13 protein-coding genes are annotated in these 15103 nt (G+C 67.7%); 10 read left to right on the forward strand and 3 right to left on the reverse strand.

All coding sequences use genetic code 11. The features are described from left to right. Nucleotides 1-83: 83 nt before the first annotated feature. The 4 genes from ACFTR6_RS17820 to ACFTR6_RS17835 are packed head-to-tail and all read left to right on the forward strand — an operon-like array spanning nt 84 to nt 4901. Complete coding sequence (locus ACFTR6_RS17820; protein WP_377958839.1) at nt 84-1823, forward strand: nitrite/sulfite reductase; 1740 nt, start codon at nt 84-86, stop codon at nt 1821-1823. Then, entirely contained in the window at nt 1787-2536 is a 750-nt protein-coding gene (locus ACFTR6_RS17825) for a phosphoadenylyl-sulfate reductase (RefSeq protein WP_377958840.1), read from the forward strand. Before ACFTR6_RS17820 ends, ACFTR6_RS17825 begins: the two co-directional genes overlap by 37 nt. Further along, entirely contained in the window at nt 2533-3480 is a 948-nt protein-coding gene (gene cysD, locus ACFTR6_RS17830; protein WP_377958841.1) for a sulfate adenylyltransferase subunit CysD, read from the forward strand. The genes ACFTR6_RS17825 and cysD overlap by 4 nt, the downstream gene beginning before the upstream one ends. After that, nucleotides 3480-4901 carry a sulfate adenylyltransferase subunit 1 gene (locus ACFTR6_RS17835; RefSeq protein ID WP_377958842.1) on the forward strand — a complete coding sequence of 474 codons (1422 nt, stop codon included), beginning with the start codon at nt 3480-3482 and terminating at the stop codon, nt 4899-4901. Before cysD ends, ACFTR6_RS17835 begins: the two co-directional genes overlap by 1 nt. A 91-nt stretch (nt 4902-4992) precedes the next feature. On the opposite strand, the gene ACFTR6_RS17840 is transcribed toward ACFTR6_RS17835, so the two are convergent. Next, nucleotides 4993-5436 carry an SRPBCC family protein gene (locus ACFTR6_RS17840; RefSeq protein ID WP_377958843.1) on the reverse strand — a complete coding sequence of 148 codons (444 nt, stop codon included), beginning with the start codon at nt 5434-5436 and terminating at the stop codon, nt 4993-4995. Nucleotides 5437-5532: 96 nt separating this feature from the next. Between ACFTR6_RS17840 and ACFTR6_RS17845 the strand changes: the two genes are divergently transcribed. From ACFTR6_RS17845 to ACFTR6_RS17870, 6 genes are all read left to right on the forward strand, one after another. Then, a complete protein-coding gene (locus tag ACFTR6_RS17845) occupies nt 5533-6699 on the forward strand; it encodes an RtcB family protein (RefSeq protein ID WP_377958844.1) in 1167 nt (388 codons plus the stop codon). 127 nt (nt 6700-6826) lie between these two features. Beyond that, nucleotides 6827-7981 carry an ABC transporter substrate-binding protein gene (locus ACFTR6_RS17850; protein ID WP_377958845.1) on the forward strand — a complete coding sequence of 385 codons (1155 nt, stop codon included), beginning with the start codon at nt 6827-6829 and terminating at the stop codon, nt 7979-7981. A 53-nt stretch (nt 7982-8034) separates the two neighbouring features. Beyond that, entirely contained in the window at nt 8035-8760 is a 726-nt protein-coding gene (locus tag ACFTR6_RS17855) for an ABC transporter ATP-binding protein (RefSeq protein ID WP_076801011.1), read from the forward strand. Beyond that, nucleotides 8750-9736 (forward strand): ABC transporter permease, encoded by a 987-nt coding sequence (locus ACFTR6_RS17860; RefSeq protein WP_377958846.1) that lies wholly within the window; start codon nt 8750-8752, stop codon nt 9734-9736. Before ACFTR6_RS17855 ends, ACFTR6_RS17860 begins: the two co-directional genes overlap by 11 nt. A gap of 202 nt (nt 9737-9938) precedes the next feature. After that, nucleotides 9939-11210 carry a uroporphyrinogen-III C-methyltransferase gene (gene cobA, locus ACFTR6_RS17865; RefSeq protein WP_377958847.1) on the forward strand — a complete coding sequence of 424 codons (1272 nt, stop codon included), beginning with the start codon at nt 9939-9941 and terminating at the stop codon, nt 11208-11210. An 87-nt stretch (nt 11211-11297) separates the two neighbouring features. Then, a complete protein-coding gene (locus tag ACFTR6_RS17870; RefSeq protein WP_377958848.1) occupies nt 11298-12764 on the forward strand; it encodes an FAD-dependent oxidoreductase in 1467 nt (488 codons plus the stop codon). A 54-nt stretch (nt 12765-12818) separates the two neighbouring features. Here the strand turns inward: ACFTR6_RS17870 and ACFTR6_RS17875 are convergent, their stop codons facing one another. Continuing rightward, the gene (locus ACFTR6_RS17875) at nt 12819-14198 is read right to left on the reverse strand and encodes an SRPBCC family protein (protein ID WP_236782979.1); all 1380 of its coding nucleotides are present in this window, start codon (nt 14196-14198) and stop codon (nt 12819-12821) included. 34 nt (nt 14199-14232) lie between these two features. Next, nucleotides 14233-15057 (reverse strand): DUF1206 domain-containing protein, encoded by an 825-nt coding sequence (locus tag ACFTR6_RS17880; RefSeq protein ID WP_377958849.1) that lies wholly within the window; start codon nt 15055-15057, stop codon nt 14233-14235. Nucleotides 15058-15103: the final 46 nt, after the last annotated feature.

The raw sequence follows: 15103 nt of genomic DNA on the forward strand, positions 1-15103 counted from the left end.
GAGTCATGACGAAATGTTTCTTTAGGTGACTTAGCATTTCCGGGCCTTTGTGACGTGTTTCGGCGCGGCTCTACAGTCGATGCATGACTGATACAGCTCTAGCCGGAGCGTCCACGGACAAGCCCGCGCGCCCCGCCCGTGCCTCCCGCCCCGCCGCCAAGCCTCACGGCCAGTGGAAGGTGGACGGACCCACCCCGCTTAACGCCAACGAAACCTGGAAGCAGGAAGACGACGGCCTCAACGTCCGCGAGCGTATCGAGTCCATCTACGCCAAGGAAGGCTTCGACGCCATCCCCGGCCAGGACCTGCACGGCCGCTTCCGCTGGTGGGGCCTGTACACCCAGCGCAAGCAGGGGATCGACGGCGGCAAGACCGCAACGCTTGAGCCGCACGAGCTCGAGGACAAGTACTTCATGCTCCGCGTCCGGATCGACGGCGGTGCGCTGACCACCGAGCAGCTGCGCGTCATCGGCCAGATCTCCGTGGACTTCGCCCGGGACTCGGCCGACCTGACCGACCGCCAGAACATCCAGCTGCACTGGATCCGCGTGGAGGACATCCCCGAGATCTGGCGCCGCCTGGAGAGCAACGGCCTGTCCACCACCGAGGCATGCGGCGACGTTCCGCGTGTCATCCTCGGTTCGCCCGTGGCAGGCATCGCCAAGGACGAGATCATCGACCCCACCCCGCTCATCGCAGAGCTGGGGGAGCGGTTCATCGGCAACCCGCTGCTGTCCAACCTGCCGCGCAAGTACAAGACCGCCATCACCGGCCACCCCAGCCAGGACGTGGTGCACGAGATCAACGACTGCGCCCTGGTCGGCGTCCGCCACCCCGAACTCGGCGTGGGCTACGACCTGTGGGTAGGCGGTGCCCTCTCCACCAACCCGATGCTGGGCAAGCGCCTTGGCGCCTTCGTCACGCCCGAGCAGGCCGCGGATGTGTGGCTGGGTGTCACCAGCATCTTCCGCGACTACGGTTACCGCCGCATGCGCACCAAGGCCCGCCTGAAGTTCCTGCTGGCCGACTGGGGACCGGAGAAGTTCCGCCAGATTCTCGAGGACGAATACCTTGGCTACAAGCTGGCTGACGGCCCCGCCGCACCCAAGCCGTCCACCCCGGGTGACCACGTGGGCGTGCACGAGCAGAAGGACGGTAAGTTCTTCATCGGCGCCACCCCCATTGCCGGCCGCCTGTCCGGCTCGCAGTTGGTGAAGCTCGCGGACACCATCGAGGCCAGCGGTTCCCGCCGCCTGCGCACCACCCCGCACCAGAAGCTCGTGGTGCTGGACGTCCCCAAGGACGAGGTGGAACCGCTCGTGGCCGGGCTGGACGCCCTGGGCCTGTCCGCCCGCCCGTCCGTGTTCCGCCGCGGCACCATTGCCTGCACAGGCATCGAGTTCTGCAAGCTGGCCATCGTGGAAACGAAGGTCACCGCGGCCACTGCCGTTGCCGAGCTGGAGCGCCGCCTCGCTGACCTGGCGGACAGCGGCCAGCTCCCGCAGGCCCTGTCGCTGCACATCAACGGCTGCCCCAACTCCTGCGCCCGCATCCAGACCGCGGACATCGGGCTCAAGGGCATGATGCTTCCCACGCCCGACGGCGACCCCAGCCCCGGTTTCCAGGTCCACCTGGGCGGCGGGCTGGCTTCCACCGAACGTGACGAGGCCGGCCTGGGACGCACAGTCCGCGGCCTGAAGGTCTACGTCGCCGACCTGCCCGACTACGTCGAACGTGTTGTCCGCCGGTTCGTGGCCGACCGCGCCGAAGGCCAGACCTTCGCCGAATGGGCGCATGCAGCAGACGAGGAGGCACTGCAGTGACGAACGTCCAGGTCAAGCGCTCCAATGAGGAGCTGAAGGCCCTCGCCGAGGCCGGCGCCGCCGAGCTCGGCTGGGACGCCCCGGCCCGCGACGTCATCGCCTGGGTCGAGCGCAACTTCGACATGCCCGCCGTCGCCGTTGCCTGCTCCATGGCCGACGCCGTCCTGCCGGCGCTGGTCGCGGACCAGCTTCCCGGCGTCGACGTCCTGTTCCTGGAGACCGGCTACCACTTCCCGGAGACGTACGCCACGCGCGACGAGGTGGCCGCGAACCTCCGCGTCAACGTGGTGGACGTGCTTCCCGAGAACACCGTGGAGCAGCAGGACCGCCTGCTGGGCAAGGACCTCTTCGCCCGCGACGCCGCCCAGTGCTGCGCCCTCCGCAAGGTGGCCCCGCTGCAGCGCACCCTGGCCGGGTACGAACTCTGGTTCACCGGCGTCCGCCGCGACGAGGCCCCTACGCGCACCAACACCCCGCTGGTGTCCTGGGACGAAAAGAACGGCCTGGTCAAGGTCAACCCGATGGCCGCGTGGACGTTCGACCAGCTGGTCCAGTACTCCGACGACAACCTCCTGCCCGTCAACCCGCTCCTGTCCCAGGGCTACCCGTCCATCGGTTGCCAGCCCTGCACCCGCAAGGTGGCTCCCGGCGAGGACCCCCGCGCCGGCCGCTGGGCAGGAACCAACAAGACAGAATGCGGACTACACGTATGAGCACTTTCCTGACTGAGGAGTCCACCCTGGTGACCGACGCCGCTGAATCCACGCGCCTCTCCAGCCTGGACACCCTCGAATCTGAAGCGATCCATATCATCCGCGAGGTTGTCGCCGAGTTCGAGAAGCCGGCGCTGCTGTTCTCCGGCGGCAAGGACTCTGTGGTCATGCTGCACCTGGCCACCAAGGCGTTCTGGCCTGGCAAGGTGCCCTTCCCCGTGCTGCACGTGGACACCGGCCACAACTTCCCCGAGGTCATCGATTTCCGCGACCGGACGGTGGAGCGGCTGGGGCTGAAGCTCGTGGTCGGCTCCGTCCAGGAGTTCATCGACCGCGGCGAGCTGGCAGAGCGTGCGGACGGCACCCGCAACCCGCTGCAGACCGTCCCGCTGCTGGACGCCATCCAGTCCCACAAGTTCGACGCCGTCTTCGGCGGCGGCCGCCGGGACGAGGACAAGGCCCGCGCCAAGGAGCGCATCCTGAGCCTGCGCGACGAGTTCGGCCAGTGGGACCCGCGCAACCAGCGCCCCGAACTGTGGAACCTGTACAACGGCCGCCACACCGTGGGCCAGCACGTGCGCGCGTTCCCCATCAGCAACTGGACCGAGCTGGACGTGTGGCGCTACATCGAGCGCGAAAACATCGAACTTCCGGGTCTGTACTACGCCCACGACCGCGAGGTTTTCGCCCGCGACGGCATGTGGCGTGCGGTGGGCGAGGTTTCCCAGCCGCTGCCGCATGAGGACGTCGTCACCAAGACCGTCCGCTACCGGACCGTCGGTGACATGTCCTGCACCGGCGCCGTTGAGTCGGCTGCCGCCACCGTGCGCGACGTCGTGATCGAAGTTGCCGCCTCCACCATCACTGAACGTGGCGCCACCCGTGCGGATGACCGCATCTCCGAGGCCGCCATGGAAGACCGCAAGAAGGACGGCTACTTCTAATGACTACCGACATTGACACCGCCCGCGCCGCGGCGCTCCTGGACGAGGCTCCGCTCGCTTCCGCTTCGCTGTTCCGCTTTGCCACCGCAGGATCGGTCGACGACGGGAAGTCCACTCTGGTGGGCCGCCTCCTGCACGACTCCAAGGCCATCCTCGCCGACCAGCTTGAGGCCGTTGCCCGCACCTCCTCGGACCGCGGCTTCGGCGGCGACAAGGGCGGCATCGACCTGGCACTGCTGACCGACGGCCTGCGTGCCGAGCGCGAGCAGGGCATCACCATCGACGTGGCCTACCGCTACTTCGCCACGGACCGCCGCAGCTTCATCCTCGCGGACTGCCCCGGGCACGTGCAGTACACCAAGAACACGGTGACCGGCGCGTCCACCGCGGATGCCGTCGTCGTACTCATTGACGCCCGCAAGGGCGTCCTGGAGCAGACCCGCCGGCACCTCTCCGTGCTGCAGCTGCTGCGCGTGGCCCACGTGATCGTGGCCGTGAACAAGATCGACCTCGTGGACTTCAGCGAGTCCGTCTTCCGCGAGATCGAGGCCGACGTGCAGCAGGTGGGCCGCGAGCTGGGCCTCGGCTCCGATGGCATTTCCGACCTGCTGGTGGTTCCGGTTTCCGCGCTCGACGGCGACAACGTGGTGGAGCGTTCGGAGCGCACCCCCTGGTACACCGGGCCGGCGCTGCTCGAGGTGCTCGAGACGCTGCCCGCCGCCGACGAACTGGAAAGCCACCTGGAGAGCTTCCGCTTCCCCGTGCAGCTGGTCATCCGGCCGCAGGGCGCGCTGGCGCCGGATGCCGTTGCCGCCGGGCTCGACGTCGAGGCGTACCGCGACTACCGCGCCTACGCCGGTCAGATCACCGAAGGCTCCGTGAAGGTGGGGGACCAGGTCAGCGTGCTGACCCCCGGACAGGACCCCCGCACCACCACGGTCACGGGCATCGACTTCGCCGGCGCCTCGCTGGAGGAAGCCTCAGCCCCGCAGTCCGTGGCGATCCGTCTGGCCGACGAGTTCGACGTCGCCCGCGGTGACACCATCGCCGCCGCCGGCACCGTCCGCGAATCCTCGGCCGACCTGTACGCGCAGCTGTGCTGGCTGTCCCCGAAGCCGCTCCGCGAGGGCGCCAAGGTCCTGGTCAAGCACGGTACCCGCACCGTTCAGGCCCTGGTCCGCAGCGTCAGCGGCAAGCTGGACCTGGCCACGTTCAACCTCGAGGGTGCCTCCAGCCTGGAGCTCAACGACATCGGGCACGCGCAGCTCCGGCTCGCCGCCCCGCTGCCGCTCGAGAACTACCTGCACCACCGCCGCACGGGCGCGTTCCTGGTGATCGACCCGATCGACGGCAACACCCTCGCCGCCGGCCTGGTCAAGGACCACCCGGGCGACCACGAGGACGAGCGCTACAGCATCTGATTCCGCGAACCCGCCGGAATGCCACGAGGCCGCCGTATCTGTACGGCGGCCTCGCTGCATTCCGGCGGCTTCGGCGGTTAAGGGGCGGCGGTTAAAGCGCCGCGTCGCCTTCCAGGATCGACTTGAGCTTTTGCAGGTCCTTGCGGGTCGCCCTGCGGATCATCGGCGGCATAAGCAAACCTGCGAGCTTCGAGAAACCGGACGGCTGGCCGCTGTTGCCCAGCGTCATCCGGGTTCCGCCAGCGATTTCCGCCCAGGTATAGGTTGTCTGCATCGGAAAGGGCCCCTGGGCGGTGCGCATCACGAGCTTCTCGCCCGGGACGTACTCGACGAGTTCGTAGGTGTAGTTCAGGTCCCGGCCCATGAACTTGGCGGTGAAGGCCACCTTGGATCCGACGTCGATCGGTCCGGCCGACAGGCGCTGGGCAGAGTGGATGTTGTCGTACCATTCCGGGGCGTTGTCGGGGTTCGCGGCGTACTCCGCCACCTCTTCCCGCGGCCGCCGGATGAGGATCTCGGTTTCGACGTTCACCATGCTTGCATCTCCTTCGTGGGGACTGGTCCTTGTGCGAGGCCCGGGGTTTAGCCTTGAACCTACGTTAGTCCCCGTTCATCCAGTAGGAGGCGCAGCATGGAAACCATCACCGGCCGGCTCATCAACTGGGCGTCAATCCTGGATGACAAGACCCGCGAACAGGCCCTGACCACGTCCCGCCTGCCCTTCATCTACCCCCATCTGGCGCTAATGCCGGATGCGCACCTGGGCAAGGGTGCAACGGTGGGATCCGTCATCCCGACGCTGGGCGCGATCATTCCGGCCGCCGTCGGGGTGGACATCGGGTGCGGCATGATCGCCGTGCGGACCCAGTACACCCTCAAGGACCTCCCGCGGGACCGGAAGCCGCTGCGTGAGGCGATCGAGCGAGCCGTCCCGCTCTCCGCCGGCCACAACAACCGGAAGGTGACGTCCACTGCGGAGCCACGCATCGCCGAACTGCACCGGCGCGCCGAAAAGGCCGGATTCAACCCTGCGCAGTACGTGGCGAAGTGGGAGCTGCAGCTTGGTTCGCTTGGCTCCGGAAACCACTTCATCGAGGTCTGCAAGGACGAGACCGACGCCGTCTGGCTGTTCCTGCATTCCGGCTCCAGAGGCGTCGGCAACAAGATCGCGCAGCACCACATCCGGGTGGCGCAGGGCGTGGCCCGCGACAAACGGATCACGCTGGAAGACCCGGACCTCGCCTACCTGGAGGAGGGCACGCCGGAGTTCACGCGTTACATCAAGGAGCTCCGGTGGGCCCAGCACTTCGCCCTCCTGAACCGTGAGGAGATGATGGACCGCGTCATCCGCCAGTTCAGTGACTGGGTCGGCGGAACGGTCAAGGAGAAGGAGCGGATCAACTGCCACCACAACTTCACCCAGCAGGAAACGCATTACGGAAAGTCGGTCTGGGTGTCGCGCAAGGGCGCCATCAAGGCGGAGGCGGGTGATCCCGGCCTGATTCCGGGGTCCATGGGGACGGCGTCCTATGTGGTGGAAGGGCTTGGCAACACCGCCTCACTGAACTCCTCGCCGCACGGTGCCGGCCGGGAGTATTCGCGCAACGCCGCACGCAAGGCCTTCTCACTGGCCCAGCTGAAGGAAGCCATGCACGGCATCGAGTTCCGGGCCACGGAAGCGTTCATCGACGAGATCCCGGCAGCCTACAAGCCCATCGACCAGGTGATGCACGACGCCGCAGACCTGGTGAAGGTGCGGCACCGGTTGCGTCAGCTCGTCAATGTCAAGGGGGATTAGCCCGCGAGACGTAGTGGGGGCACCAGCACGCTGTTTTTTGTGGCCGAATGTGACGTTGCATGAACCTGCGTGACCCCGGGTTTCCGCTTCATTGAACCCCGTTTAGGCGAGTCCCTATGGTGAATCCATGAGTACTCCCAGGCCGGGCATGACCCGCATTGTGGCCGGCGAAAGCCAGACGCCCAAGCGCCGCCGTGCCCTGGAAGTCGCGCTGGCCGTCGGCCTCGTCCTGCTGATCAGCGTGGGAGCCGTTGTTGCGTCAGCTGTGGCCCGGGATTCCAACGCCCTGGCCGCCCCGAACGCCGCGGCCGCCCCGGCGGACGAGCTGAAGCTGGGCTACTTCGGGAACATCACGCACGCCCCGGCGCTGGTCGGCGTCAAACAGGGTCTCATTGCGAAGAGCCTGGGCGAGACCAGGCTGAGCACGCAGGTGTTCAACGCCGGCCCGGCCGCGATCGAGGCCCTGAACGCCGGCGCGATCGACGCCACGTACATTGGCCCTAACCCGGCCATCAACTCCTTCGTCAAGAGCAAGGGCGAATCCGTCAGCATCATCGCCGGCGCAGCGTCGGGCGGGGCGCAGCTGGTGGTTAAGCCGGAGATCAAGAGCGCGGCTGACTTGAAGGGCAAGACCCTGGCTTCCCCGCAGCTGGGCGGCACCCAGGACGTGGCGCTGCGCGCCTGGCTGGGCGAGCAGGGCTATGAAACCACTCCCGACGGCGGCGGGGACGTTGCGATCAACCCCACCGAAAACGCGCAGACGCTGAAGCTGTTCCAGGACGGCAAGCTCGACGGCGCGTGGGTGCCCGAGCCGTGGGCCTCCCGCCTGGTGCTCCAGGCCGGGGCGAAGGTCCTGGTGGACGAGAAGGACCTGTGGGACGGGTCGCTGACCGGCAAGCCAGGTGAGTTCCCCACCACGATCCTGATCGTGAACAGGAAGTTCGCCGCCGAGCACCCGCAGACCGTGGAAGCCCTCCTCAAGGGCCACGTGGACGCGGTGAAGTGGCTCAACGACACCCCCTCCGCAGAGAAGGCCGCCGTCGTCAATGCCGCCCTCAAACAGGATGCCGGCAAGGCACTGGCGCAGAACGTCATCGACCGCTCGCTGAAGAACATCGTGTTCACGGTGGACCCGCTGGCCGGAACGTACCAGAAGCTGCTGCAGGACGGCGTCGATGCCGGCACCACCAAGCAGGCCGACCTCAACGGCCTCTTCAACCTCCGGGCGCTGAACGCAGTGTCCATGGAAAAAGCCTCGGCTGCAGGGCTGGGCCGGGACTAGCCCGGACGCACTGCAACCGCCGCACGTAACGCACACGAACAAAGGACGGGACCATGCCAGTCGTACTGGAGAACCTGGGCAAGCGCTTCGGCGAAGGCGCCCCGGTGCTGGACGACGTCAACGCCACCATCGGCAAGGGCGAGTTCGTCGCTCTCCTCGGTGCGTCCGGCTGTGGCAAGTCCACCCTGCTGAACATCATGGCGGGACTGGAGCTCCCGACGTCGGGCGCCCTTGAGGTGCCCAGCGACGGCGCCGCCTTCATGTTCCAGGACTCCGCCCTCTTCCCGTGGCTCACCGCGCGCGAGAACGTCGAGCTGGCGCTGAAGCTGCGCGGCGTGGGCAAGGCCGAGCGGCGAGTGAAGGCCGCCGAACTGCTGGACCTGGTCCACCTGGGCGAGGCCGCGGACCGCCGCCCGCACGAGCTGTCCGGCGGCATGCGCCAGCGCGTGGCTCTGGCCCGCTCGCTCGCGCAGGACCGCCAGCTGCTCCTCATGGATGAGCCGTTTGCCGCCCTCGACGCCATCACCCGCGACCTGCTGCACGACGAACTTGAGCGCATCTGGAAGGAAACCGGACGCACCATCGTCTTTGTGACCCACAACGTCCGCGAGGCGGTCCGGCTCGGCCAGCGCGTCCTGCTGCTGTCATCCCGGCCCGGCCGCGTGGTGCAGGAATGGGAAGTCACCGAAGAACACCGTACCGACGCCGGTCTTGCCGGACAGCTGACCGGGGTCATCACCGCCCGGCTGCGAGAGGAGATCCGCCGCCATGCCAAGTAATTCATCTCCCGTGGCTGAACCCGTCGAGACACCGGTGGCCGAGCCTGTCGAGGCATCCGGCGCTGCGTCTTCGTCTACGGGTGAAAAGGTGCATGCTGCGCTGACCCGGTCCTCCACGGGCTCGGCCGACCTGCGTGAGCTGGAATCCGGGCTTGATTCCCTGCAGTCCGACGCTGTGCGCAAGGCACGCGCGGACTGGAGCCGGATCCTGCTGCCGGTTGCCGCCGTGGTGGTGCTCATCATCATCTGGCAGTTCTATGTGTCGCTCGGCCTCAAGCGCCGCGACCAGGTGCCCGGCCCCATGGATGTGCTTGAGCAGTTCGGCACGCTGTGGGCTGAGGGATCACTGCAGGAAGCTGTCTGGACCTCGTTGCAGCGGGGGCTACTGGGATTCCTGATCAGCGTCGCGATCGCCACGCCGATCGGTCTGCTCCTGGCCCAGGTGGCGCCGCTGCGCAGGGCGTTCGGCCCGCTGATTTCGGGGCTGCAGGTCCTGCCCTCGGTCGCCTGGGTCCCCGCGGCCATCATCTGGTTCGGCCTCACCGACGCCACGGTGTACTTCGTGGTGTTCATGGGCGCCATCCCTTCCATCATTAACGGCCTGATCTCCGGCGTGGACCAGATCCCGCCGCAGTACCGCAGCGTGGGCACCGTCCTTGGCGCTTCACGGCTGCAGATGGCCGTGCAGATCATCCTGCCCGCGGCGCTGCCCGGGTACCTCAGCGGCCTCAAGCAGGGCTGGGCGTTCTCCTGGCGTTCGCTCATGGCCGCGGAAATCATCGCGGTGGGCGGCACCATCGGCTTCGGCCTCGGCTCCATGCTGAACCAGGGCCGCGACCTCGCCGACATGACCATCGTGATGTCCGCGATCCTCCTGATCCTGGCCGTGGGCATCCTCATCGAGCTGCTGGTGTTCGCCCCGATCGAGAAGCGCCTTCTCCAGCGCCGCGGCCTCCTGGCAGGCAGCACCCGCTGACACTCCGCACTGAAGCAGAAAGCCCGACGGCGAGTCCCGCCGTCGGGCTTTTTGCTGCCCGGCTGCCGGGCGAAGCTGGAGCACTTAGCTTTGGGCCCCCTGGACGCCAACAATTCATCCCAATGTGACGCAGCGTTACCTCGCGTGAACTGGTGTTTCCGCGCCGTTGGCCGGGTCCGTAACACGGCCCTACCGTTGATTTATGGCAATTCAGGACATTTACCCCACGGCGCTGCGCCTCCTCGGCCGCCCCGTGCTGGTGGTGGGCGGCGGACGCGTTGCTGCGCGCCGCGCGAAGGGCCTGCTCGACGCCGGTGCCCGCGTCACCGTGGTCGCCCCCGAGGCCACCGCACCGCTCCGCGAACTTGCCGACGCCGGCCTGCTCACTTGGGAGCCCCGCACCTACCGCTCGGAGGATGTCGACGGCGTCTGGTTCGTCCAGACCGCCACCGGCGATCCCGCCGTCGACACCCGTGTAGCCGCCGACGCCGAAGCGCAGCGCGTTTGGTGCGTCAATGCTTCCGACCACGAGTCGTCCGCCGCCTGGACGCCGGCCGTCGCTGAAGTGGACGACGTCAAGATCGCCGTCAACGCCGGGGGAGACCCGCGCCGTGCGATGGCCCTGCGCGACGCCGTCGCCACCGCCCTGGAATCCGGCGACCTGCCGCTCCGCCGCCGCCGTGCCCACCGCGGATCAGTTGCCCTCGTGGGCGGCGGCCCCGGCGATACCGGCCTCATCACCGTCCGCGGCCGCCGGCTGCTCGGCCAGGCCGAAGTCGTGGTTGCCGACCGCCTCGGCCCGCGGGAACTGCTCAATGAGCTTGCCCCTGACGTTCGCGTCATCGAGGTCGGCAAGACCCCCGGCCACCACCCCGTCCCGCAGGCGGAGATCAACCGGATCCTCGTCGAAGAGGCGCTGCAGGGCCACCGAGTTGTCCGGCTCAAGGGCGGCGACCCCTACGTCCTAGGCCGCGGCGGCGAGGAAGCGGAATACTGCCGCCAGCACGGCGTCGAGGTTGAAGTTGTTTCCGGCGTGACGTCGGCGATCTCCGTCCCCGCCGCCGCAGGCATCCCGGTCACGCACCGCGGCCTGGCCAAGGGCTTCAGCGTGGTCACCGGGCACGAGGAACTGTCCGAGGTGCCGGCCCGCCCCGACCACACCGTCGTCCTGCTCATGGGCGTCGGCCAGCTGCGCGAGTCCGCGTCCGCCCTCGGCAAAGCCGGTCTGCCCGCTGACACGCCAGTTGGTATCGTGGAGAACGGCTACCTGCCGGACCAGCGCGTCACGATCGGCACCCTCGGCACCATTGCCGACCAGGCCGAGGCCGCCGGCGTCGCCAATCCTGCAGTGATCGTCATCGGTGACGTTGTCCGCGTCAGCCCTTTCGCGCCGTCGCACTTCAAAACCGCTGACTACAGCACCACCAGCCCCAACAAGCCCCGCACAAGCACCACCCGCGTTCTCACCCCCTGAAACCCATCGATTGCTCCATAACTGCCCTTATGAAGGTTCAAAAGGGCGTCTACGGAGCAACCGATGCAGAAGAAAAGGAACACAGCCGTGTCAACCAGCACCACCGTAGGAACCGCCGCCCGCCCGTTGCGCGTGGCCGTCATCGGATCCGGCCCGGCCGGCGTCTACGCAGCGGACATCCTCACCAAGAGCGAGGCCGTCAAGAGCGGCGAGCTGACCGTGAGCATCGACCTCTTTGACCGCTACCCGGCGCCCTACGGACTGATCCGCTACGGTGTGGCCCCGGACCACCCGCGCATCAAGGGCATCGTCAACGCCCTGCACAAGGTCCTGGACCGCGGCGATATCCGCTTCTTTGGCAACGTGGACTACGGCACAGACCTCTCCATCGAGGACCTGCGCGCACACTACGACGCCATCATCTTCGCCACCGGCGCCATCAAGGACGCCGACCTGAACATCCCGGGCATCGAACTCGAGGGCTCCTTCGGCGGCGCCGACTTCGTGTCCTGGTACGACGGACACCCGGACGTTTCCCGCGAATGGCCGCTGGACGCCAAGGAAATCGCCGTGATCGGCAACGGCAACGTGGCCCTCGACGTGGCCCGCGTCCTGTCCAAGCACGCTGACGACCTGCTGGTCTCCGAGATCCCGGACAACGTCTACGCCGGCCTGAAGGCCTCGCCCGTCACCGACGTCCATGTCTTCGGCCGCCGCGGCCCCGCCCAGGTCAAGTTCACCCCGCTGGAGCTGCGCGAACTGTCCCACTCCAAGGACGTGGACATCATCCTGTACCCCGAGGACTTCGAGTTCGACGAGGAATCCGACCGCCAGATCCAGAGCAACAACCAGACCAAGACCATGGTCGGCACGCTCACCAACTGGATCGCCGAGCAGCCCGAGGACGTCTCCGAGCTCAAGGCCTCCCGCCGCCTGCACCTGCACTTCCTGCACAGCCCGGTGGAAATTTACGACGACGCCGAGAACCCCGGGCGCGTCAGCGGCATGAAGTTTGAACGCACCGAGCTGGACGGCACGGGCAACGCCCGCGGCACCGGCGAGTACGTTGACTACCCGGTCCAGGCCGTCTACCGCGCCATCGGCTACTTCGGTTCCGCCCTGCCGGAAATCGAGTTCGACCACAAGAAGGGCGTCATTCCCAACGCCGGCGGCCGCGTCCTGGACGCCTCCGGCGAGCACGTCCCCGGCGTCTACGCCACCGGCTGGATCAAGCGCGGCCCGGTCGGCCTCATCGGCCACACCAAGGGTGACGCCCTCGAGACCGTGACGTTCCTGCTGGAAGACCGCGAGAACCTGCCGGTTGCCGAGGCACCTGCTGCTGACGCCGTCGTCGAACTGCTCGAAAGCCGCGGCGTGGAATACACCACCTGGGAAGGCTGGCTGGCACTGGACGCCCACGAACTTGCCCTCGGCGCCGAGGCCACCGCTGCCGGCGGCTCGCATGGGGTTGAGGTTGTGCGTGAGCGCATCAAGGTGGTGCCGCGCGAGGACATGGTCGCCATCTCCCGCGACGGAATCGCCGCCAGCGTCTAGCACCTAACTACCACGAATGTGGGCCCGCATCCTTGGATGCGGGCCCACATTGCCTTAAGTCCCCGCGCCGCCGGCGGCCATGAGCTCCAGGCGCTGCAGGGTTTCCTTGTTGCGCACCGTGATGAGCGGATCCCGCAGTGCCTTGGGAACAGCCAAGCCGGGGCCGCGGACCGCGTCCTCGGCCATGGTCACCCGGCACTGCTCGCCGAGGTCTTCTAGGGTGATGACCACCTTGGCCTCCCCGAGGGGCCAGCCCCGTGCGATCAGCTCCAGCCGCCGCTCAGGTTCCACTGCCGTCACCTTCGTCGAATCGTCGATGAGCAGAGGCCAGGCGCCCACCGAGTGGTGGAGCCGGGTATCGACCTGCGGCCAGTGCGCATCCACGTCGCGGATTCGTGAGGCACCGACCACCCAGCCCGAATAGAGCCAGCCGTCCGCTATCACCCGCCAGACTGCCGATGCCGGTGAATTGAAGACCTGCGTGACGGTTGACATGCTGTTCCTTTCGTCGGCCGAACCCCGGCGCCGGACGGCGGAGTTCAGGTCTGTGGAGCCGGCAGGTTCCGGTGCACCAACCATGCGGGCAGCGGGGCGCCGGGCGGCACGGTAGGAGCGCTCCCGGAGCCGGCGCGTCCAGGCATACGTTCCAGCCCCGGGCAGGGGGTGCTTCAGTGGATCGAAGCGGATGGGCGTGTCCGCCCTGGCCGTGCCGCCGGAGGCCGCGGCTGCGCTTTCAGGAACAGCGGCCCTCAGGTGCAGTACGCCGGCCTGCACCCACCGGCCTGCCGGCGTGGCGTATGACAGCGCCAGGGTCCAGTCTCCGGTGGCCAGCGATTCCCTGAAGTTACCGCCGGTGTCTGCCCTCCCGGTCGCGCGCGGGGGCAGGGACAGCGTGCGCAGCCCCAGAAGGACGGGGCCCTTGGCCCCCCGGTACGGCATCAGCGTGGTGAACCTGGCGGTGCCGACATCCAGCTTGGGCACCAGCATGAACCGGGCCGGCACACCCCAGCCGGTCGAGGCGAACAGGACGTCGCCGACGTCGGCACTGTCGCCAAAGGCATCAAGGTCACCGGCGCCGGAAGCGCCGGAAGTACCGGAAGCACCCGAAGTCCGCAGCGCCAGGCCCAGAATGTCCGGCAGCGATTCCGGAAGGCCTACAGAGCGAGAGAACCGTCCGCGCACCCGGTACGTTGCGGCGTCGTCGAGCCATGAGATCCCGCTGGCTGCCGGGAGCCCCGCGGCAGCGCGGCCCGCGGCGCCGGTGAGCGTCAGCTCCCCAACCAGGCTGATGCCCCGCGGATGGATCGGCCGTCCGGGGCGCACTGCTTTGAGGCTCCGGAAAACGGCGGCAAGGCCGCGGCCGGCGAGGTCTGCCGCCCGGTTGGATGTGCGGTTGGGCGCGCCGCCCGGGTCACCGCTGAACCGTCTACTCATGCGTCGTCCTCCCAAAGCCAGAGCTTTCCCGTAGTTACATCCTGCCGAACTTTGACCGGACCAGGGCGAACATTCCGTAGCAAATAAAGCCGGCCCCGATCGCGAACAGCAGGTATGGGCCGTATTCGTGGTCGCGCAGCGCCTTCAGGCTGCCGTCGAGGCCGGTGGATTCCTCGGGGCTGCGCTTGGCGGCCGCGATGGCGAAAAGGAGCCCGGTGAGGAACAACGCGATGCCTTTGGCCACGTGTCCGGTTACACCAAGGGAGTCGATGAGTTTGCCCCGGCGGCTGCCGTCAAAGTGGAGCTCCTCCTTGAACCGGCGCCGGACGCCCTTCACCACGAAGTAGATGCCCACACCGATCACTGTCAGACCCAGTGCACTGAGGATCACTCCGCCGAACGGATTGCTGAGCAGCGCTGCGCTCACGTCCCGCGTGGACTCGCCGGAATCACCGCGAAGCCCCACTGCAAAGCCGGCGAAACTCAGCCCGACGCTGCCGTACGCGATCGCGAGGAAGCCGGACGAAATCAGCTTCCCGATCCGTTCCTTGCGGGGCAGGTGGCGGGCCCGGAGAGTGGCCTCGCTCAGCTGCCAGAGGGAAAGCCCGGCGCATCCCACCATGCATGCCCACATGAGTGCCGGCCCCCAGGGGTTCGCGGCCAGCTGTTCGATGGCGCCGGTGGGGTCGGCCTCCCCGGGATGACCGAAGGCCAGGGCAATCGCGATGGCGCCGACAATGATGTGCAGCAGGGCCATGACAGCGAAACCGGAGCGCGCGACGACGTCGAGCGCCTTGGTGTTCGATGCAGCCTCCGCGGCGTCGGCCGCCTCGCTGATCGTCGAGTCCCTGTCTGTCATGCCCTCCGCTTATCCGTTTACGCAGCGCCCGGTCCCGGGCCTTTAT

This window comes from Arthrobacter sp. NPDC057009, assembly GCF_042673905.1.
In the GTDB taxonomy this organism is placed as follows: Bacteria; Actinomycetota; Actinomycetes; order Actinomycetales; family Micrococcaceae; genus Arthrobacter.